Source organism: Sutterella faecalis, assembly GCF_006337085.1.
GTDB classification, from domain to species: domain Bacteria; phylum Pseudomonadota; class Gammaproteobacteria; order Burkholderiales; family Burkholderiaceae_F; genus Sutterella; species Sutterella faecalis.
Map to the genome: position 1 here is coordinate 2,698,321 of NZ_CP040882.1, position 20,973 is coordinate 2,719,293.

The 20,973-nt window shown below is 56.9% G+C and carries 13 protein-coding genes; 4 read left to right on the top strand and 9 right to left on the bottom strand.

The annotated features are described in order from the left end of the window. Positions 1-57: 57 nt before the first annotated feature. Positions 58-1,044, top strand: coding sequence for a LysR family transcriptional regulator (locus tag FG381_RS11295; protein ID WP_139688884.1), 987 nt, complete (start codon positions 58-60; stop codon positions 1,042-1,044). Here FG381_RS11295 and FG381_RS11300 read toward each other — a convergent pair. From FG381_RS11300 to FG381_RS11335, 8 genes are all read right to left on the bottom strand, one after another. After that, positions 1,002-2,108 carry a 4Fe-4S binding protein gene (locus FG381_RS11300; protein WP_165697871.1) on the bottom strand — a complete coding sequence of 369 codons (1,107 nt, stop codon included), beginning with the start codon at positions 2,106-2,108 and terminating at the stop codon, positions 1,002-1,004. The genes FG381_RS11295 and FG381_RS11300 overlap by 43 nt on opposite strands. Next, positions 2,098-4,449 carry an FAD-dependent oxidoreductase gene (locus FG381_RS11305; protein WP_139688886.1) on the bottom strand — a complete coding sequence of 784 codons (2,352 nt, stop codon included), beginning with the start codon at positions 4,447-4,449 and terminating at the stop codon, positions 2,098-2,100. Before FG381_RS11305 ends, FG381_RS11300 begins: the two co-directional genes overlap by 11 nt. Further along, positions 4,446-5,078 carry a 4Fe-4S dicluster domain-containing protein gene (locus FG381_RS11310; protein WP_139688887.1) on the bottom strand — a complete coding sequence of 211 codons (633 nt, stop codon included), beginning with the start codon at positions 5,076-5,078 and terminating at the stop codon, positions 4,446-4,448. Before FG381_RS11310 ends, FG381_RS11305 begins: the two co-directional genes overlap by 4 nt. A gap of 26 nt (positions 5,079-5,104) precedes the next feature. Next, on the bottom strand, positions 5,105-5,794 hold the full coding sequence (locus tag FG381_RS11315; protein WP_139688888.1) for a TorD/DmsD family molecular chaperone: 690 nt from the start codon (positions 5,792-5,794) through the stop codon (positions 5,105-5,107). A gap of 29 nt (positions 5,795-5,823) precedes the next feature. After that, entirely contained in the window at positions 5,824-6,696 is an 873-nt protein-coding gene (locus FG381_RS11320) for a hypothetical protein (RefSeq protein ID WP_139688889.1), read from the bottom strand. Positions 6,697-6,711: 15 nt separating this feature from the next. Next, positions 6,712-7,305, bottom strand: a complete 594-nt coding sequence (locus FG381_RS11325) for a 4Fe-4S dicluster domain-containing protein (protein ID WP_139688890.1) — start codon at positions 7,303-7,305, stop codon at positions 6,712-6,714. A 14-nt stretch (positions 7,306-7,319) separates the two neighbouring features. After that, positions 7,320-9,995, bottom strand: coding sequence for a molybdopterin-containing oxidoreductase family protein (locus FG381_RS11330; protein ID WP_139688891.1), 2,676 nt, complete (start codon positions 9,993-9,995; stop codon positions 7,320-7,322). A gap of 270 nt (positions 9,996-10,265) precedes the next feature. Beyond that, complete coding sequence (locus tag FG381_RS11335; RefSeq protein ID WP_165697875.1) at positions 10,266-11,921, bottom strand: transposase; 1,656 nt, start codon at positions 11,919-11,921, stop codon at positions 10,266-10,268. A 528-nt stretch (positions 11,922-12,449) separates the two neighbouring features. Between FG381_RS11335 and FG381_RS11340 the strand changes: the two genes are divergently transcribed. Further along, entirely contained in the window at positions 12,450-14,225 is a 1,776-nt protein-coding gene (locus FG381_RS11340; RefSeq protein WP_165697872.1) for an AAA family ATPase, read from the top strand. 119 nt (positions 14,226-14,344) lie between these two features. Here the strand turns inward: FG381_RS11340 and FG381_RS11345 are convergent, their stop codons facing one another. Continuing rightward, the gene (locus FG381_RS11345) at positions 14,345-15,658 is read right to left on the bottom strand and encodes a CapA family protein (protein ID WP_139688893.1); all 1,314 of its coding nucleotides are present in this window, start codon (positions 15,656-15,658) and stop codon (positions 14,345-14,347) included. A gap of 730 nt (positions 15,659-16,388) precedes the next feature. Between FG381_RS11345 and FG381_RS11350 the strand changes: the two genes are divergently transcribed. Beyond that, entirely contained in the window at positions 16,389-19,763 is a 3,375-nt protein-coding gene (locus FG381_RS11350; protein WP_139688894.1) for an autotransporter family protein, read from the top strand. Between the two features lie 132 nt (positions 19,764-19,895). Next, a complete protein-coding gene (locus FG381_RS11355) occupies positions 19,896-20,207 on the top strand; it encodes an addiction module antidote protein (RefSeq protein WP_139688895.1) in 312 nt (103 codons plus the stop codon). Positions 20,208-20,973: the final 766 nt, after the last annotated feature.

The window sequence follows — 20,973 nt, forward strand, 5'->3', positions numbered from 1 at the left end:
AGAATTCTTGAAAGCGTCTAATGCGCTTCCCGTTCCTCTGCCTTTCCCGTCCCGCTCATGAAATGCCTTCAGAATCTTCTCGCCTGGCAGGTTTTCGTTGCAGCCTGCCGCACGCGCAGCATTTCTGAAGCTGCGGTGCTGGCGGACATTGATCTGCCGAAGGCCTCGCGGCTGATTGCGGGCCTGGAGAAGGAACTGGGAAAGTCTCTTTTCGACAAGACCCGCCGCCCGATTCAGCCAACGGCGGAGGCAGAGAAGCTACGCGCAGCGATCGAGCCCCTTGTTGCGGGCTTTCAGGAAATTCTAGAGCCGAAGAAAGAGGCGGCCGGCGAACAGATCATCCGCTTCGCGGCGCCGATTGAGCTCGCGCAGGAATACTTTTCCGAGCAGCTCTTTCGCTACAGCGGCCTTTTCCCGGGAGTTGCCTTTGCGGTTGTGCCGGAAACCGGGCCCGATGAGGTGCGCCGGGGCGACGTCGACGTTGCTGTTCTCAACCGCAGACCCGCGGATCCGACGGGCCTCATCATCCGCAACTACAACAATTCCACGACGGTGCCGCTCGCAACGCCCGAGTACCTCCGGCGAGCCGGGATCCCGGAGAAGCCTTCAGACCTCGCGAAGCACGAGGGTCTCCTTCTCAAGGCCTACAACGACGAAACCGTCACCGGGGAGCTTTTCTGCGGCAAAGCCTCTGAATCCCTCGTCTGGCGAAGAACCTTCGTCACGCACGACCAGCTCACTCTGAAGCGCCTTCTTCTCGAGCACCACGGCATTACGGTGGATCTTGCGCTTTTGCACGTCGAGGATGAAATCCGCGATGGCCGGGTGGTTCCGCTTCTCGAAGGCTGGACCCGGGCGCCGCGCTACATGTGTCTTGTCGACCGGCGGGAAGAGGAGCTCAAGAACGCAAAGCTGAGGAACTTTGTCCTCTGGATGACGGCGACGGCCCGAGAAGACATGCAGAAGCGCACGGTGGACAACTTCACGTGGCTTCGCGACGCCTACAGGCGCTTCGCCGAGGCGCGGGCGGCAGGCCTCGTCTGAAGCGCACTCATGTCCGATAGACCGGCGCGTTGATCATGCCTGCGAGCTTGTCTTCCCAGGTGTCGAACGCCCGGGCGTCGTTCTTTCGGGAGAAAAGCGTTTTCGCTGGCGTCGATAAGACTTCTTCGAGCGACGCTTCTTCGTGAAGCGGTAACGGCGTTCATGAAGCAGATGTCGGCGCAGAGCCGGCAGCCCGTGCAGGCGCCAGCGTTGAGAAGAAGCCTGAGCGTTCCGCCTTCTCCCTGCGATTGAAGCGCTCCCGTCGGACAGACGGCCGGGCAGAGCGCGCAGCCCGAGCATTTCGCGGCATCGATGCGGGGTGCCGAAAAGAGCTTCGCGGCTTCCCGACTGTCGGGTTTCCCTGATTTTTCGAGGAGGCGTTTGAGCGCATGGATGAGTCTCAAGCGGCCTTCCGGGATCCGTACGAAGGCTTCTTCGAGAAGCGTCTTGGCAATGCGGCTTCGCATCTCCTGAGTCTGAGGAGAAGATGTGTCTTGAGGCTCAAGCGCCGCGCTAAGCTTCGAGAAGAAGCGGCGCCGGCCGGCGTCGACTTTCGGGGCCCCTCGAACGGCTTCGAGCTCAACGGGGAGATGCAGCTCGTCGCAGATTTTTCTCACGATTCCGATTCGGCTCGTGATGACGGAAAGATTTTCTTCGTCGACGCTCCCCTGCGCATAAAGAAGCCTGATTTCCTTCGCGCCCAGGGCAATGGCCAGAAGAAGCCAGTCCAGTGAGAGATGAAGGAGCGAAGGAAGGAGGATTTTCCTCCCCGCCGCCCCGGCATGGGGTGCAGCAAAGAGGATGCTGCCCTGAGGCGCCTCCCGGCGGACGGCATTTTCCAATGCTTCGCTCGTAAAGGCGGGCGCAATCAGGGCGTCTTCCGGGCAGACGCTCGTGCAGGCGCCGCATCCGGTGCACTTAGATGCGGCGAAGAGGAGGCGTCTCTCTTTGACGACGAGCGCCTCTTCTGGGCACATGTCGACGCAGGCCGTGCAGGTCGATGAGATGTGGCGGGTGCGAAGGCACCGCCTTGCCGCAAGAAGCGGCTTCGCGTCATCGTTCATGATGAGGTTCCTCACTGAGGCCAAGGTCCGAAAGAATCGCTTTTGCAGCGTCCCGGCCGTCCGCAACGGCTTCCGCCGCGAGCGCCGCGCCCCGGACAGCGTCGCCTCCGGCATAGATGCCGGGGACGTTCGTGCGGGTGTTCTTTGCTTCAATAGAGCCCTTATCCGTGAAGCGGACGCCGAGCGCCTCCATCCACGCGTGCGGTTCCGTGCGGAAGCCGCAGGCAAGAAGGATCAGATCCGCAGGGATCCTCCGGATTTCGCCCGAAGGGACATGACGAATTTCAAGCGCTTTGACCGATCCCGAGTCATCCGTGCAGATGCGCTGCGGGATGGATTCAAAGAGAAAGCGCGCGCCTTCCTTTCGGGCGGCGAGGACCTCAGACGGTATCGCGCGAATTTGAGTTTCGTGCTTCCTCGCGATCGCTAGCGCATCGGCGGCACCCTCTCGGATTGCGGCCCGCAGGCAGTCCATGGCAGTGTCGCCGCTTCCGATGACGACGACGCGTTTGCCGCGTACTTCCGCTGAAGCGCGGGGCGCTTTTGCATGCTTCTGAATTTCTTCCGGGAGCATCCGGAACGCCGAAGTTGCAAGGTAGGTTTTCGCCTGCTCCACTCCCTTTGCCTCTTCGCCGGGGATCCCCGGAGAAGCGGGCTTCTCCGCCCCCGCAGCGATGAAGAGCGCATCGGCGTCCTCGAGAAGCTTCGCGGCGGGAACGTCTCTCCCGACTTTCGTCCCGAATCTGAATTCAACGCCCATTCTTGAGAGCATCCGGCGGCGCCTCAGAACAAGCTCCTTTTCGAGCTTGAAGGCCGGAATGCCGAAGGTGAGAAGTCCGCCTGCGGCGGGTTCGCGGTCAAAGACAGTGACCCGGAGGCCGGCCTGGGCGAGGATATCGGCTGCCGCCAGACCGGCGGGGCCGGCGCCGATGACGGCGACGGAATGCTTCAAGGTTTTCACCGGGCGCTTCGGCTCCCAGCCGCGCGCGAGAACGCGCTCAACCGCGGCGCGTTCGAGCGGGGCAATCGGGACGGCGCCGCCCGCGACGGGGCAGACCGACTCGCAGAGGCGCTCAGACGGGCAGACGCGGCCGCAGATTTCCGGGAGCCTCCCGGCTTTGAGCATCATGAGCGCGGCATCGCGCACGCGCTCTTCGCGAAGGAGCGCCATCCAGGCCGGAATATCGGGGTGCTGCGGGCAGGCTCTGACGCACGCGCCGCATTCGATGCAGCGGGCGCTTTGTTCGCGCATTTCGGAGAGCGTCAGGGTGCCGACGGCGGGAAGGAAGGTCGTGCGGCGCTTTTCAATTGGAAGCGGCGCGCCCGTCCGGCGCAGGGACTTCGGCTTCTGAGCGCCTGAGAGCTCGACTTTCCCCGGAATCAGAGGAAAGGTGATGGCGCCTTCCGGACAGCTTTCAGCGCAGCGCCGGCATTTCGTGCAGTGCTCGTGCCCGAGCTCCGCATCGGGCCCCGTGAGGCGGATCCCCTCGGGGCATGCCGTGGCGCAGACGCGGCAGCTGAGGCCTTTCGAGTGCCTCAGGCAGGCCCGGCTCACGGTCGGCCGAAAGGTCCGGTTGAAGCGCGAGAGGAGCGTCATCAGGGCGCCGAGCGGGCAGAAGCTCCCGCACCAGCGGCGAAGGACGAAGATTTCAAGGAAAAGAAAGCCCGCAAAAATCGCGATCGACCAGGAGAGGTCATTCACCTCGAAGAGCCGCCAAAGCGCGATGAGAAGCGCAAAGGTGAGGCCTACCGGGCAGATGAGGCAGAAAACGGGAAATCCGAAGAGGGCGGACGATGCGAGCGCTCCCGCGAGAACGGCAAGAGGACCGGCATTCCGGGCGCTTGAAGGCGCAGAAGGGTTCCCGGTTTCGGCGTGAGCTTCCCTGGCTGAGGCGCAGGCGCTGCAGTTTTGCTCGGCATCCCTGACGCCGTTCGCCGGAGCCGACCGGGCGGAGGAAGGAGAAAAGGCGGCTGCTTTCTCAGCTTTTTCTTCATGCGGAGCGCCGGGCTTTCCCCGGGTCTTCTGCTCATCAATCCGGACTTCGTCGCGCTGCCCGAAAAGACGCTTCAGGAGCGGCACGGGACACACCCAGCCGCAGAAGATGCGCCCGAAGATCGTGCAGATGAGGAAAACAGCAAGAAGGCCGAAGAAGGCCTGCGGAATGAAGGTCTTCTCGGCAAGCATGACCTCAATGGCGCCGAGCGGGCAGATGAGCGCAATGTCCTTCCACCCGAAGCTCGAGAGTGTTCCCCAGCCGGTGTGCCAGAGAAGCCCGGCGGCAGTGAGGAGCAGAAAAAGGATCGCCGTGAGGGAGCGGAGAACTTTGGATGAAATCTTCATTTGGCGCCTCCCTCTGCAGCCGACGGCGCTTCTGAAAGCGGACGCACGACGATGCCGCGCTCCGCTTCTCCGCGCCAGGACTGGTAGACGTGCGAGGGACAGATGAGCTCGCATTTGCCGCAGCCGTTGCACTTCTCGGCATTCACGATCGGGCGGTTCCGTGGATCGAGGTCGATTGCCTCATAGGGACAGGCTTCATGGCATTTGGTGCAGGCGCCGGTTCGTAGCGCAATGCAGGAGTCGGTGACTTCAGCGAGTCCGATTTTTGCTGTTTCCGGGTCGAACGCGGCAATGGCGCCCGTCGGACAGACTTCTGCGCATTTCTCGCAGAAGTCGCAGAAGCCGAGCCGGAAATCCATGACGGGCGTGCGCAGCGACAGGATCCCGTCGGAAAGCTTTCCCGAACTGATTACGTTGGTGTGGCAGACGCTGCGGCACCGGTCGCATCTGAGGCACCGTGCGAGAAAGTTTTCAGCCGGGACGGATCCGGGCGGACGAACGAGATGGGGTTCCCCTTCGGTGCTTCCCCAGGCGCCGAGGAGAAGAAGGCCGGCCGCACCTGCGGACCCTGCGAGGAGTCCGCGGCGATCGAATTTCGGGGGAGATTTTTTCTGGCTTTCGGCCGGCATGTCGGGGTCCTTCTTCTTGTTTCCGGTCAGGCTTCTGCCTGCGGCATCCCGTCGTTTTTGAGTTCCTGAAGGAGGTCCTTCAGAAGCGCTCCGTCCACGATCAGGAACCCTTGCATGAACTGAGCGACGGCCGGGTAGAAGGGCTTTTCGGCATAGCGCTCGACGTCGCGGGCGAAGCCCTTCGTCCAGTTGAGGAGATGGTCCTCGAGGAATGAGGCCTGCGCTTCAAGACTTGCAATCACGGCTTCCGAATCCCCGCGGGCGGCGAACTTCATCGCGTCGCGGCAGAGCTGCGCCATGAAGTCGAGTTCGAGCGCGATGTGGTCTTCGTGAATGTCGGAGTGCTCCTTTCGCGCGAGACCGTGGCGGCGGTAGATTGCGCAGACCTTCTCCCAGGCTTCCTGCATGACGAGGCCCTGCGGGCTCGTATAGACGGACTCGTACGGATAGGCGGCTTTTCCGCCCGTGACGCCTGCGCCGATGAAGACGCGGGCATAGTCGACGGCGAGGTCCGTGAGCGGATCGCCGCCCGGGTTTCTGAGCCAGTCGCCGAGCTTTGCGGCGCCTTCCTTCATCGCTTCGCTCGGATAGTCGGCCGTGAAGTCCATCGAGCGGATCTTCTCGAGGAAGGTCCCGTCGATTTCCGTCTCAAAGACGCGGGAAAGAAAGACGTAGAGGCCGCAGCGGCTCTGGAAGAAGGGAAGAAGCTCTTTCATTTTGAAGTGAAGTCGGTTGAAAGGGATGGTCAGAAGAAGCGCCACTCAGGGACGCCGAGCTTGAGGACGCTCCAGCTCAAGGCTGCGGAGCCGAGGGCAGAGAAAATCATGAGAAGGAGCGCAGGCGCTGCCATCCTCATCCTTTTCGCGGCCTTCGCTCGAATAAGTCTCGTGATGACGACGGGGCAAATAATGCCCGAGAGGACTGCTCCCATCCAGAAGGGAAGCGCGAGATCGCCCGCGAGAAGCCTCCCGGCCGTCGGCGCATCGGAGGGCGCTTCGCCCCATCCGAGCCGCGCGAGAAAAATGAGGAGGCCGAATGCAGGAAGAAGCGGTGTGAGGACAGTCATCCGAAGTGCGTCCTCGCGGAGCCTGTTTTTCCCTTCCTCCTCAAAATCCTCGCGCCGGGCCTCGAGGTCGGCGATGAGAAGAAAAACCGCAGCGCCCGCAGATAAGCTCCATCCAAAAGCCGGAAGTCCCATGGCGAGCGTGTGCCACCCGGCGCGCCAGGGCATGTAGAGGGAGAGCGCGGCAAAGACGGCGGCGAGCGTCCCGGCGATGCCGGCCAGGGCTGCACCGGACTTTGTCGACCGTTCAAGCGCTCCCCGGCCGGCCATAATGAGGTAGAGGAGAAGCAGAAGGAAGGCAGCGCCCAGGCTCGCGAATTCCCGGAAAAGTCCGGTGCCGGTGTTCTTCAGAACGCCGAAGATGAGTTCGGGCCGCCCGAAGGAGAAGACTGCGGCCGAGCTTCCGAGAAGGAAGAGAAAGAGCGCTGCGAGCGCCGTCCCCGCCGCGACGCGCGCTCTCACTCCCATGCACTCGCCGAGGGCGAGCGCAAGTGCGGCTCCGGCGCCCAACGTGGCGCAGAAGAGGAGCGTGAAGAGCGAGAGCGCGTTCGTCATGCCGGCAATCCCCGCTTAGAGCATCTTCGGCGGGTTGGCCTGCCAGTCGCCCGTCTTCTTGTGCAGGATGTAGCGCACGGTCGGGTGGTTCCCCGAATCCGGCATCGAATGCACGTTTTCGGGCCCTGCGGCGGCAATGACCTTCGATACATCGCTTTCCGGATCGTCGATATCGCCGAAGAAGCGCGCCTTGGCGCAGCAGACCTTCACGCACGCGGGCTGCTCGCCCACGGCCTGAAGATGCTGGCAGAGCGTGCACTTTTCGACCACGTTCGTTTCCGGGTTGTAGGAGCGGGCGCCGTAGGGGCATGCCGCCATGCACATCTTGCAGCCGATGCACTTTTCCTTGTCGACCAGAATCTGGCCGTCCTCGGTCTTGTAGGTCGCGCCCGTCGGGCAGACCTTCACGCACGGGGCGTCCTTGCAGCCCTGGCAGATGGAGGGGAGAAAGTACTGCTTGATCTCGGGGAACTTTCCCATGGGTCCGATCGAGAGCACCTTGTTGTAGTGCACGCCGAGGGCCACGTTGTTTTCCTGCTTGCAGGCGACTTCGCACGCAAAGCATCCGATGCAGCGGTCGAGGTCGATAACCATTGTTTTCTGGGTCATGATCGTTGTCTCCGTCAGAACTTCGCGTCAGGGGTCGTATCGGTGGGCTGCGGAAGCCAGGGCTTGAAGTCCTCGGGCTTCTGCCAGATGCCTTCCGGAGCGCCGGGCGCCTTTGAGATCTGCACCTGGAAGCCGCGCAGCGTATAGGTGCCGACCATGTCGTTGAAGGGAGCGTCGTTCTTGGAAAGCACATTGACGTTCGCTTCCTGCCAGCCGCCCGTCTTCGTGTCGAGCGTTTCCGGGAACCAGAAGCGTTCCATGTAGACGATCCGGGGCGGGATGCCTTCCGTGAGGCGGACCTTGCCGCGGATGCGGCCGCGGAGCGACTCAACCCACACCCAGTCGCCCGTCGTCACGGCATAGTTCTTTGCCGTCTCGGGGTTCACCCAGATTTCGGGCACCGGGTAGATTTCGCGCAGGTACGGAATGTTGCGCAGCGTCCCGTGGTGGTACATCGGCAGACGCCCGTTCGTGAGCACGAGCGGATACTTCTTCGCAATCTCGCCCGAGGGGCTTTCAGCGGGTTCAAGGTAGTAGGGAAGCGGGTCGTAGTCCTTCTCGACGGGCGGAAGCTTCTGGAGCGCATAGGGCTTGCCGGTGCGGCCGAGCTCGATGAAGACGTCGCCGTAGAGCTCGAGCTTCTTCGTGGGCGTTCTGAAGCCCTGGGGGAGCCCCGTCTTCGGATCCGTCTTCTTGTAGACGTAGTAGGAATTCCACTTCTCGTACGGCATGTACGTGACCGGGTTGTGCTCAAGGAGCTCCTTCCAGGTCATGTTGATGCGCTTGAGGCGGCCGTTGAGGAGCTCTTCCATCGAATCCCAGTAGGCGAGATCGTCCTTCATGAAGGCGGGATCGCAGGCGCGCCTGCAGTTTTCGTTCCCGAGTTCGGCGCAGCGCTTGACGAGCTTCGACCAGAAGAGCGTTTCGTCTTCGGTTTCCCAGACGTGCGCCACGGCCTGGCGGGCGAAGACCATGTTCATGCATTCGACGAGCATGTTGGTCTCAAGCCATTCGCGGGCCGGGAGCAGAATGTCGGCGAACTTCGAGAAGGATGTCGGGTACATGTACATGTGAACGACGAGATCCATCTTCTCGAGCGCCGGAACCCAGGAGGCGGCATTGCCGTTGACGCCGAATTTGTTCCCCGAGCGTTCGAGCCACACCTTGAGGGGATAGGGCTTTTCGGTGAGGATCGCGTTGAGGATGGCAGAAGGCTGTCCCGCATCCCACTGCAGGAGCCCCTTATGCTCGTTGGAGCCGAGGCGCTTCGTGAGCTGTCCTTCGGGAAGGAGGTAGGAGCAGCGCGTGGCGAGGCTTCCGGCAGGAACCACATTGCTCGAGGGATTTCTCTGCATGAGGGCGCCCGGGCGCTCCACGTTCCCCATAAGGGCGTTGAGGATGACGGAGCCCATCGCGGCCTGGACGGAGTTGGGCGTCTGGTCGGTCGCAACGCCGAGCGCGATGCCCGCAGGGCCGTCGGCATACATGAGGATCGCTTCCTCAATCTTCTTTGGATCGAGCCAGCAGACTTCAGCGCCCTTCTCGAGCGTCCAGGGTTCGGCGCGTTCCCGGAGGCAGCGGAAGCCCGTCTTGTACTTCACGCCCTGGAATTCAAATTCGCCGTCAAGCACAGGATCGAGCGCATCGTCCCAGGGATAGCGGATCGCCTTCGGGCTCTGCGTCTTCGCATCCCAGACGACGAAGGTCTTTGCGTCTCCCTTCGGATCGAGCTCATTGGCGCGGACGAGTCGCTTTGTTTCCGCGTTGACGAGATAGGGAAGATTCGTCCACTTGAGAACGAATTCATGGTCGTAGAGGTTCTTTTCGATCAGGTAGCGCGTCCAGCAGAGCATGAGCGCGACGTCGGTGCCCGGACGGATCGGGAGCCAGATGTCGGACTTCGCGGCATCGGGCTGAAAGCGCGGGTCGATCGAAATCGTCTTCACGCCCTTGGCGCGAAGTTCGACGAGCGCGCGGCCGCCGCCAGCGGTGCAGCTGTAGGAGGCGTCCGTACCCCAGAGGACGAGCGTCTTGATTTCCGTGTTAGGGTTGTAGATTTCTCGGGCGGATTCGTCAGCGATTGAGGTCGAGGGACCGCCGTACATGAGGTCGTAGGCGAGCGTGCGCGGGAGATAGCACTGGGCGCATCCGGGCTCGTACCAGTTGGGCGTGCCGAAGGCATTGCAGAAGCGCGGAATGCCGCGGAAGGCGGGATTGCCGCCGCCGCCCGTCGTGACGAGAACGGATTCGGCGCCGTACTGACGGCGGACTTCCTCGAGCTTATTGGCGATGATGTCGACCGCTTCCTTCCAGGAGATGCGCTTCCATTTGTTTTCGCCGCGCTTCCCCACGCGCATGAGCGGGTACTTGTTGCGGTTCGGGTGGTAGAGGGCGCTTACGCCCGCAAGCGCCTTCGCGCAGAGCGAGCCCTTCGACATCGGGTATTCCGGGTTGCCTTCGAGCTTCACGACGCGGCCATTGCGCACATGTGCGAGAACGCCGCAGTTGTGAATGCAGGCGCGGCAGCAGGTCTTGACGATTTTGGTTTCGCCTTCCTGAGCGGCATCGGGAACGGCAGCCTTTGCGGCAGGCACAAGGCCTTCTGTGATCGTTCCGGAAAGCGTCGCAGCGGCGCCTGTCGCGGCAGCCGCTTCAAGGAAGCTTCGGCGGGAGATTTTGGGGAATTCCATGGCTGGACTCCTGGGTGACGGGAAACGTTTGCGATCTGCCTTCATGTGAGAAATGAGGCAAATCGTTGAGACGGAAGCAGGTGCGGCTCTTTGTTGTTCTGGTCTTTTTGAAGCCGCTTCTCTACGTCTTTCGGCTTAGTTTCTTAATCTCCCGATGATTGCGCCATACAGAATTTGAAAGCTAAGTTGTTGTTTTCGCAAGAATATTTTGAGAATGATTCTTATTTACATAAAATTCCATATAAAATAAAAGAACCTCAATTCTTCCCACTATAGTGAGCCGGAAGAGCGTTCCTTTCGAGGGCGACCTCTTGGGCGAGGAGGCCCATAGATGATCGGCCGAACTCTGGGGCGCCCCGGCTTGCGTTTCGGCTGGGGGTTTACTTCCTGTGCCTTCGTCTGTTCCGGTTTTTTGCGCGGCCGGCCGCGTTTTTTCGGATCCGGCGCTTTGTCTTTGCCGGGCAAGGCGAGCTCCAAAGCCGCCAGCAACTCTCCATCGCACTTCAGCAGACGATTCCAGTATTCGTCATCAACCTGCGGCAGGCTCTCCCGCGGCGCCTTGCGATTGCGCCAGCACGTTCTGAGCGAGTCCATGACATCCCCGAATGTTGCATTGTCGAGTACTCCTGCCTTCGACATGCGCTTCACAATGCGGGATGTCAGGATGGAGGCAATGAGGTCTACGAATTCGGATCCGCGGACGGAGTAGTCGGACTGGACCCGGGTTACGCCGAAATCAAGGCTGTTCTTGTAAACATCGAAGAACATCTCAAGCTGCCAGCGCTGTTCGTAGCATGCGTAGACCTCAGCGCACGTCATGTCGAGATCCGACTCAAAGACGATTGTTCCATACGAACCGCAATGCTCATCGTAGTTCTTCTTGTCGTATGAATCGCTCCTGCGCTGGCGGTCCATGAAGGAGTTGTCTTCCGCCTGAGCCTTCCACGAATCCCTGAAGGAGTAGAGGAAGCGCCCGTTTCCCATCTTTACCTTTTTGCAGCGGATGCGCTTATCAATGCCGCGCAGACAATCCTCGAAATCGAGCATGGCGTTCTCTGCAATCTTCTTGTCCGAGCGCTTCAGCGGCGTGAGGAAATGAAGCCCTTCATGCTTTCGGAGCAGGCCTTCAATTGCCTTGGGAGGGAATCCCTTGTCCGTGATCAGGACGCCTCGTTCGATTTTGTTTTCCGAAACGAATGAGCTGTAGGCGCGGGCGTCGATCATATTGCCCGGATAGACCTGTGCGCACAAGGGTTCCTGTGCTTCAAGGTCATAGGCGTAGAGGACGGAAATCTCTTTGCAGCCCTTGACGCGAGCCTTTCTTGAGAAGGCAGACAAATCATTGACGATGCTTGTGTTCTGCTTGAGCGTTCCATCAATGATGATGTGGTGATCCCTGCAGACGGCGGCGAGCCGGGCAGTGATGAAGGCATTCATCTTGCCGGCGTCCTGGCCGAGCAGGTTCAGGAACTTGCTGATGGTGTTCTCAGAGAGAGGCAGTCCGGGGTAGAAAACCGAGATGAAGGACTTTTCGTAATGCTGACGGCATCGGGAGATCTTGATGCCCTTGTGCTCAATGCGGAGCAAGGCGAGCGCAAGAATCATGCAGGCGTCCTTGACTTCGTAGACCTTGAAGAGCTCATCGTCGAGCCCTCGAAGTTCGTCGTGAAGCAGTGCCGCGGCCCCGTAAGAGAGATAGTCGGGACCGTCTTCTGCAAGACTCGCCGCGGACTGGCGAGGCACAAACTTGCCGTCAATGATGTGCCCAATGACCGGCCCGTTCACCGGGCGCGGGTTGCAGCCGGGCTTGCATATGGAAGCCCGACGACTGTGAACCGCATAGCGCTTGGCGCCATTGCTGCCGCTGTCGATGACAACGGTATTGCGCGGTCTCGGAACCTTGCGGATGTGCTCTGGAACGGCCATGAAAATATCCTTGATAATATCATATATTATAGTTCTAATCACTATAGAAATCAATGTTCTCGGATTAATTTTCAAGGTCAAAAAGCAGTCCCAGGCCGGATTTCGGACATGAAAAAAGCCCCAGAAATGAGGGAAACTCATCTGAGGCTTGCACGAAATTTCAATTTGTTGATTTTTAAGAATTCTTCATAGTGTGAAGATCTGAGGTTCTTTTAATAAAACAATGTATAACGGTATGTTTGCTGTCGTCATCCGACAGCAGGAAAGCAGGAGGAATAACCCTGAGACAGCGTTCAGACGAGGTGTGAGTGCTGCTGGCGCTTAGTTGATTTGAAGGAAAACCGTGCGGCATGGAGTGCTGCATCAAAGTTTGGATTTAGTACCTCTAAAAGAGTATGAATGCAATTGCTTCAGGACTGCGTTCGAAAGTTTTGGAGAATGCGGCGATAGCAGACGCGCGGGACAGTCGGGTGCAAAAAGGCTCGTGATAGACTCAAAAATCACGTATTTGAGATCATGACGCGGATCATGAAAAAGACGATTGCAGTCGGCAATTCGTCCTTCGTCACGCTGATCGAGGACGAGAACTATTACGTCGACAAGACGGCCTACATCAAGGCGGTGATGGAGTCGGGGCATGCCGTTGATGTCATTACGCGGCCGCGCCGGTTCGGCAAGACGCTTTTCATGGATACTTTGCATGCCTTCCTCACAGTCACTTTCGACAGAGCGAGGCAGCAGGCATGGTTTAAAGGGCTGAAGATTGCCGAGGACAAGGTTTTCTGTGAAAAGTTCCTTGGACAGTTTCCCGTCATTTTTCTTTCGTTGAAAGGCGTTGAGGGACAGAATTTCCAATGGGCATATCGGAGCTTCACCCGCAAGCTTGTTACGGAGGCAAAACGGCATGAGTACTTGCTCGAGAGTCCTCGTCTCGGCGATGAAGAAAAGGCGATGCTGAGGAGCTACTCCTCACAGATGTTCATGCGCGAGTTGTCGAATCTTGATTTAGCTGAGAGTTTCCTTGGCAATATGATCGCGATGCTCGCAAAGCATTACGAAAAGCAGGTTGTGCTCCTCGTCGATGAGTACGATGTTCCGCTCGCGAGGGCTGCCGAGCGCGGATACTTTTCCGAAATGCGCGATCTTTTGAAAGCCTTTCTTGGCCCGTTGAAGCCGGAAACAGGGCCGATCGTCAATGGCCGTCCGGTTTTGAAAAAAGCCGTCTTTACCGGGTGTCTGCGCGTCAGCAAGGAGAGCATCTTCACGGGCGTCAACAATTTCGCGGCCAACACCGTCTGCACGGAGAATGACCCGGCGCTCTCCGCGGCAATGGGATTCACGCCGGATGAAGTGAACGAAATGCTCCGGTACTACGACCTCGAGTCGGTTCGTGATGTAGTGAAGCACTGGTACGACGGATATCGTTTCGGCAGGCAGGATATTTATTCCCCCTGGGATCTCATCAGTTTCTGCAGCAAAGCCTCCAAAACCTCTGATCCGGCTGCCCGAGTGCCGGAAAATTACTGGACGGCGACGAGCGGGAACGTCGTTATTGATGAGTTCCTCGGTTTTTTGTCTGATGCTGATGCAGACAGAATGCAATTGCTGGTTGACGGCGGCGTCATTGAGGTCGAGATTAATGAGCAGCTCACTTACGCGGGTATGGCGTTTCATAAGTTGGAAGACTTCTGGACGATTCTCCTCTTTACGGGCTATTTAACGGTTGCGGAACGCCTGGGTCCGAAGCGCTTCCTCTTGAAAATCCCCAATGAGGAAATTCGTCAGACTTTTAAGGAACGGGTTCTTGCCCGGTACTCGGCGGAGAATCGCTCCTTTGCGCGCCACGGCTCGAGACTTGTGCAATCCGCTTTTTCCGGCGATGTGGATGGAATGGCAGAGGTTCTTGCACCGCTTCTCAGAACGTATGTTTCAGTGCGCGACGCTCAATCCAGGGCTCCGGCAGAGAACTACTATCACGGGTTCCTTTCTGCGCTTCTTGCTTCCGCAGGCGATCAGATTCAGAATTTCAAGTCGAATATCGAAGCGGGCGACGGCTATGCCGACATCGTCTTCGATTCGGGGGCCGGTTCGGAAAAGACGGGCGTTGTCTTGGAAATCAAGCGCGCCGGGCGCGATGAAAATATGACGAGCGTTCTCAATTCGGCTTTGGCGCAGATCGAAGAGAAAAGATACGGCGAAATCTTCGACCATATGGGCTGCGCGAAGTACTACGCCTATGGGCTCGTCTTCCGTGGGAAAAACTGCCTTGTCGGAGGCGGCGCGCTTCGGATGCTCGGCTCGTGACGCTAATGCTTGGTCGCCGGGCGGCGTCCTTCATTCTTTTCTTCCTCTCTCATTCTGAGAGAGGAAGATTCGCAGCCGGGAATCGAAGAAGTTCCGGCTGCATTGATGATCATCCGGCTTTAAAGAGCGGCATCCTGATTGAGCTGCAGGTAGCCGACGCCCTCGCGGATTTCAATGTCGGTACCGTAGCGTTCTGAGAGATTCCGGAGATGCTCGAGCGCGGCATTCGAACGGGAGAGCTTCGGGATGCCGCGCTGTGATCTCGTTCCGTGTTGGGCGAGATCGATCGGATATAGACGAACGTCCCTGATTCTTCCGTCTTCGATCGTCCAGCTCGGCATGACCGCGCGCCAGATGTTCTCCTGCACGATGTAGCCCCGGGTGCCGTTCCTTGAGCGGTGGTCCATGTAGTCGCCGATCTTCATGTCGATGGGCAGTCCCTTCGAGCTGAAGGCGTCGAAAGGCTGGAGCGCCACGGTTTCGGTTTCAAAGATGAAGTTCCCGATGCTGTAGAAAATCAGGCCGTTCTTGTAAACCTCGATGCCGCGCAGTTCGTGCGGACCATGCCCGATGACGACGCTGGCGCCCGCATCAATGCACGCACGGGCGAAGGTCTCCACAAATTCGGCGGCAACGGAGGAGTCGGCGCCTCGCATCTCGTGCGCATGGACGCTAACAAGAACGATGTCGGCCTGAGCGCTGGCATTGCGGATTTCATCGATCGTGCGGGAGAGGTCCTTCTCGTTCGGGACCGTTTCGTTGTATTCCTCTTTGTCCGTCAGCGCGAAGAACATGCTCCCGAGCGGAAGCGTGCCTTCCGGAAACGGAGGCCGGTAGCCGTTCCGGATGCTCAATTCCGCCTTTGCGTTGATCTGAGAAACGGCGGCGAGCGTCTTCGCCATTTCAAAGTGTTCCGGATTGACGTGATGAATGGTGCGGAAGCGCAGCGGATTGAGGCCCGGGCGGCCGCGCATGGTGCCGCTCTGACCTCCGGCAACGGCAGCGGGATCGAGCGTGGCGGTTACGCCAATGAGTGCAACGCGGGCTTCCCGGGTTTCGAGGTAGCACGCGCTTGCGGCTTCCTGAAGCGTATTGCCGGTACCGGCAAACGTCATGCCTCTTTCGTTGAGGTGCCTGATCGTGGCGCTGACGCCCTCCTGCCCGAAGTCGCCGGAATGGTTGTTGGCAGTGTTGAAGAGATTGAAGCCGAAGCGCCGCATGTCGTCGAGCATCGAAGGATCTGTCATTGCCCATGTGCCGCCTGATGCCGCGGCCGGATAGCCTTCCTGTCGATGAAAGGTCATTTCGAGGTTGACGAATCTCACGTCATGCTGCTCGATGAGCGTTCTCAAATCCTCAAAGCCTTCGTATCCGGCGCTGGCAATGTGACGCGTGATGAAGCTGTCGCCGGCAGCAATGAAAGAGGTCTTCATCTGGAGGCTCCTCAACATGAACACAAAAGAGAATGATGACACGGGCAGGCTGAAGCGGGAGAAGAAGCGATGAGATGGTCTCCTGAGACTGCGCCTGAATGTTTCCTGGGTGAGGAAGGAGACGCGCGTTTCCAAGACCGGAGGAGAAGAGAAGCAAGAACTTCACGATGCCCGGGTGGCGCTGGGAGAGGCGGCAAATAAAAAACGCATCACCGGAACAGTTGGGACGGATGCAGAGAGGCATTTGTGCTGTCGATAGGGAGGATTTCTGTTTATCTGATGCGCAAAGCAATGCGGATTTTTGATTGGCCATCCGATGATTAGGATTTTTACGGGGGTGAGCATATTTAGACGACAATGATGCCTCGTAAACGGAAAAAACAAGACTATTTGTTTAGTTGTGCTGCTTTGGTGCTGATCATTGCAAATTCATATAAGCAATTGTTAAATATATAGAAAATTGATATTGGACGATTTAATCAAAGATATTTTATTTTTTTTGTGTCAACTGTTTCTGATGGGATGTGTGAAGATTTGTATTAAGGGGCAGAGGTCTATCTATCTATTTTGAATTAAGTATACAAAAAGGTTTGATGACGGTTTGTTTCTTTGCAGATGATGGCTGAATAGCGTCTGTATTTCATGAATTCATGAGATTTGTGATATTTATTTGCCTCTACTTATCAATGGTCGATTTCTGCAGTGTTAATTAAAATTAGAGGACTTTATTATGAAGAATGCTTCAAAAAGATATATTCAGGCAAGACCTGTTGTTGCAAAGAAAACAGTTTTGGCGACTGTATTGATTTCATTGATGTCTTTGCCTTTTGCTGTCTGGTCTGCAACAATTCTGGAGTACGTGTTTGATTTGTCTGATTCCGATCAATTTTATTTTCCGAATAATGGCGATACGGTTAAAAAAGGGTTGATCGGTGAGGATACAAGAGAAAGTTTATCGCCTGTTCTGGATGTCTATAATGCAGTATATTGGCCAAACGAGCCAAAAGCAGTTCCGAAAATTTATAAAGATTCAGATAATTATCCAGGAAATAACGGCGACGAAAAAGATGCACATTTGATATTTAATGGTGCATTGGATCTGGAGTACATCGTCGAGGAATCGCCCGCGAATTACTCCACCGCATTTAATTTCTTCGAGCCGAAAGCTCTTGATTTAAAATATTATCACGGCCTTCATGAATTTGAATTTAATGACAAAATCAGCGTTGCAATCAGGCATGCAGATATTCATGTGGCGAGTATGAGTGCTGACGGAAAGGATAATCCGGGTCTTCTTGTAACGAATAAAAAACGCGTTGTCACCTTTGACGAGAAAGCCAATCTTCGCGTCGGCTATCAAGTTAATTTCACTGCTTCTGACAATGAAGATGCGCTTTTTGTCCTTGCCGGCATCTATACGGGGTTCGGCGCTGCAAAGGAAATTAGCTCGCTCATAGAGATTTTCAATCTTCCCGAAGACATGTCGACACTGACGGCCGATGAAACAAGGGAGAGGCTCGAGAACTCCAAGGCTTCAAAGATGGGAGTGACGACCTTTGAGAAAGGCCTCAACCTGACGGTTGTAAACAGTCAGGCTTCCGTCGAAACTGCGCCGAAGAATCAAGCTGCCTACGGCATTTTTGTAAACGAAGGCGGTTCCGTCAACATCCGCGGCGGACAAAGCAACATTGTGCTCATCGGTTCCGAAGGATCCACGGCGATTTCGGCTGTCAACGTCAGCGCACGTGCGGGAATTCTTGATGTGATGAAGCAGGGCAAGGTCAACCTGACGGCGAGCGAGGGGATGTCTCGTCTCTGGAGCTTCAGCTCCGACATTATCGACGGCGCTCCTTTGAGTCCCATGCCGGGTCAGACGGCTGAAGATGCCGGCAAGCATCGCCTGATGATGCGCGATGCAGTTCAAGCCTTCCACGGTGCACAAGTGGTGATAGAGGACGCGGCAGACAAAGGCTCCCTCGATATCCGAGGTGATATTTTGGCCGGCATCAAGAATGAGTCACAGCGTCTTTTCGTAGAGGGAGATTTGTTTAATTCTCATGTCGGCTACTTCAATGGTGCCGTCAACAACGCTTCTGCAACTATCAAGCTCTCCAACGCCGATTCGACGCTTTTCGGCAATATCTATGAAAGACACCGAATTTCAGATGATGAAATCGGCAGCTTCCGGTCTGAAGCAGATGTAAATAAGGATAATCAGACCTTCTTAGGCTGGGTGGACTGGATGAAAAAAGAGCAAGCCCGGGAAGGCACTCTTGGCGGCGAGGTCAGCCTTACGCTCAGCAACGGTGCAGCCTGGTATCCGATCCTTGGCGGAACAGAGGCCAAAGAAGAAGCCGAAAACAGCGGCTGGAAAGGATGGGACTATACCGCCGTAACGTCCTGGGTCGATCTGGATTCGTACAACGAGGTCGTCAACAGGTCTGATCAGTACAACCTGAAGTGGACGGATAAAGAAGGCGCGGAACACGTCGCCAACTCTGCGTCTGAAGATTCCGGGATTGTCAATGATGCGGATCTTGTTCAAACAGCCGACGAGACGGGTATTGCCTATGTTGATCGCAGTGATGTGGAGGAGCTTAACGGCGCAGAAGTCGACAACGGCATTTATCACCTGACGCTTAATGACGGCGTGGTGGATTCACGCTTCATGCGCATCGACTTCAATAAGAAAATCTACGTGAAGGAGTTTGCCGACATTGATGGCGCTTTAATCAGCACTCCGGATGAGGGAAAAGAAGGCGGCATCCGGAAGCTTCGCATTCAGGAACTCAGCGGCAAGGGCGGCATCTTCCGCATTTATGCGACGGACAAGGCTAACCACGATGTTGTCGTCATCGACAATTCGCCTGAGGCGACCTCAAACAGCTTCGAAATCTGGAACAGCATCGAGGATCAGACGCTCGGAATTGACGCCCGGGATCCGACAACGTTCGTACATATCGCACGTGCGGGCAGAAACGTCGGCTTCGGGGATTCGATTCTTAAGAAAACGGCAGGTTCAGTCTGGGCGACGCTCTACAGTGTGCGTGCGGATGAAGAAAATGCCTGGACGAGAGCTCAGAACGCAGAACTCGACGTCTCTCAGGGGACGACGCCTGACGGCGTGATCTGGGAGCATGACGCAGAGCAGAACTGGTTCATTACGGACTGGAAGCGCACGGGCAATCCAACCTATGAGGATACCGCAGTCAGCGCCTTCTCCATTCCGTATCTCTATGCCACTCAGATGGAGCGCCTTCAGAAGCGTATGGGCGAAGCCCGGTATTCGCTAGGCGAAGAGGACGGTGCCTGGGTGCGTCTGCATCATGGGCGCGCTGATCGCTCTCGATTTGAGGACAAGAATACGATGGTGCAGATCGGCTGGGATCGCCGTTCGCATCATGATGGTGCAGCTGCAATTCATGGCGTTGCGTTCGACTACCTCCATTCGGATGCGGATTATGCCGACCCGCTTTACGGGCAGGCCGAAATGGATCGTTATCGCCTGAGTCTCTACACCACCTGGTTCGGCAACAGCGGTTGGTACGTTGACGGGGTTGGGCGTCTTGCCTGGCACGACACCGACATGAAGGGCATGAACCGCGACGGCGATGCGTTCGATACCGGATTCAGCATGTGGGCGGCTGCGGCCAGCATTGAAGCCGGCTGGAAGCTTTCGAGCGCCGACAAGTGGTATGCGGAGCCTCAGGCCCAGCTTCAGTACACGCGCATTGGCAGTTCGGACTACAAGACTTCGAATGAAGTAAGAATCGACAACAGCAGCGTCGACAGTCTGATTGGCCGCGTCGGCCTGCGTCTCGGGCGAGACCTTGAGCGCATGGGCGAACAGAAAGTGAATTTCTATCTGCGTGCCGACATTCTTCACGAATTCATGGGAGAACAGACCTTCCGCATGCAGGGACATCACGACATGACGGCACTCAACTATGAGTTTACAGGCGACAATACCTGGTACGACGTGGGCCTCGGCATCACCTACCGGGCTGGCGACAATTACTCATTCTTCGTCGATGCCGAGCGTCCGTTCGGCGACGACATCGGGAACAGCTGGGAACTGAATGCAGGTTTCCGTTGGCTCTTCTGACCCATAAAGGCCCTTTGAGGGGAGGAGCTGTCTCTCCTCAGCTCGCCCGCTGACTTCTTCCCGACGCTTTCGAGCGTCGGGAGGCAAATTCCGCGAGCAGGGGAAGCAGTCTGCTGAAAAAGAGGAGAAGACATGCATTTTCCAGTTGAACAGAGTCCCGCAACTTTAGCGGCCAAGCCGCAAAAGAATGAAGAGGATCGGATCCGCCTGAAAATGATTCAGGCGCTGAATCAGGCGCTGCGAGAAGCCAACTTTGATGAGGTTGTTCGTCAGTCGGGGGATTTGGCTCGGTATCACGGGATGGCAGACATTGCCGCCCGGACCGGGCTTAACCGCGTCCAGCTCTATCGTTCGCTGAGCGATCGGGGAAATCCGGCCTTTTCAACCTTAATGCGGGTTTATCACGCCATGGGTCTTCAGATCACCATCATGCCTAAGCGTTGAGCACTCTAAAAGAGGACTGAAGGAGCTCAGAAAAATAACTTTTAATTTAGATGGGGCCATGGCATATCTCGACCATGGCCGCCACTTGCTGGCCGCGAGAGCCTCAAGCGCATCATTTGAATTATCGGCATCTCGCAATTGACCCAATGAAGACTGCGTGAATATCGGCATCAGCGCGGATGCCGCCGACTTTGCAGTAGCCGGAACTCGGCGCACTGATGGGAAGAGATGGGAAAGACGCGCGATTCCTCAGTGATCAAGCTGATAATCAAGGCAGATTGTTGGGGAATAAATGGGACCGATCCCGGTTTTGATAGGTTTGCCTTCAGGACCTTGCAAATGAGACCAGTCTGGAAGTCCTGGTTCTCATTTCTTTCCGGAAACCTCGACATGGGAGAAGGTCGGGCATCTGCTCTTTGTTCAGACGAGCCTTGAGTAGTTCCTTAGGATTAATTTAATCAAGAAGGGTTGCAGTCAATGATCGCTGACTGCAGTTGATGGTGTGTGGAGTTTTCGATTTTCCTGGTTTGCAAGTTTTTTAATTATCCAATGATTGCTGGTTTACAGGGGATGAGCAGGTTTAGACGACAATTGTGTCGTATAAACGGCAAATCAATCATCTCTATTTAGAGATACTTCTTTAGTATCGAAAATCGTGGTGTGATGTTAATTATGGGGAAAATTGATATTGCTTGCTCGAATGAAAATGCATTTCATTTTTTTTGGCTACGGCTGTAGATGGGGTATGTGAGAATGATGTGAAATG

What these genes read in the sequence shown, in the direction of transcription:
- FG381_RS11295 (WP_139688884.1), top strand. Translation starts at nt 58, where the DNA reads ATGAAATGCCTTCAGAATCTTCTCGCCTGGCAGGTTTTCGTTGCAGCC.
- FG381_RS11300 (WP_165697871.1), bottom strand. Translation starts at nt 2,108, where the DNA reads ATGAACGATGACGCGAAGCCGCTTCTTGCGGCAAGGCGGTGCCTTCGC.
- FG381_RS11305 (WP_139688886.1), bottom strand. Translation starts at nt 4,449, where the DNA reads ATGAAGATTTCATCCAAAGTTCTCCGCTCCCTCACGGCGATCCTTTTT.
- FG381_RS11310 (WP_139688887.1), bottom strand. Translation starts at nt 5,078, where the DNA reads ATGCCGGCCGAAAGCCAGAAAAAATCTCCCCCGAAATTCGATCGCCGC.
- FG381_RS11315 (WP_139688888.1), bottom strand. Translation starts at nt 5,794, where the DNA reads ATGAAAGAGCTTCTTCCCTTCTTCCAGAGCCGCTGCGGCCTCTACGTC.
- FG381_RS11320 (WP_139688889.1), bottom strand. Translation starts at nt 6,696, where the DNA reads ATGACGAACGCGCTCTCGCTCTTCACGCTCCTCTTCTGCGCCACGTTG.
- FG381_RS11325 (WP_139688890.1), bottom strand. Translation starts at nt 7,305, where the DNA reads ATGACCCAGAAAACAATGGTTATCGACCTCGACCGCTGCATCGGATGC.
- FG381_RS11330 (WP_139688891.1), bottom strand. Translation starts at nt 9,995, where the DNA reads ATGGAATTCCCCAAAATCTCCCGCCGAAGCTTCCTTGAAGCGGCTGCC.
- FG381_RS11335 (WP_165697875.1), bottom strand. Translation starts at nt 11,921, where the DNA reads ATGGCCGTTCCAGAGCACATCCGCAAGGTTCCGAGACCGCGCAATACC.
- FG381_RS11340 (WP_165697872.1), top strand. Translation starts at nt 12,450, where the DNA reads ATGAAAAAGACGATTGCAGTCGGCAATTCGTCCTTCGTCACGCTGATC.
- FG381_RS11345 (WP_139688893.1), bottom strand. Translation starts at nt 15,658, where the DNA reads ATGAAGACCTCTTTCATTGCTGCCGGCGACAGCTTCATCACGCGTCAC.
- FG381_RS11350 (WP_139688894.1), top strand. Translation starts at nt 16,389, where the DNA reads ATGAAGAATGCTTCAAAAAGATATATTCAGGCAAGACCTGTTGTTGCA.
- FG381_RS11355 (WP_139688895.1), top strand. Translation starts at nt 19,896, where the DNA reads ATGCATTTTCCAGTTGAACAGAGTCCCGCAACTTTAGCGGCCAAGCCG.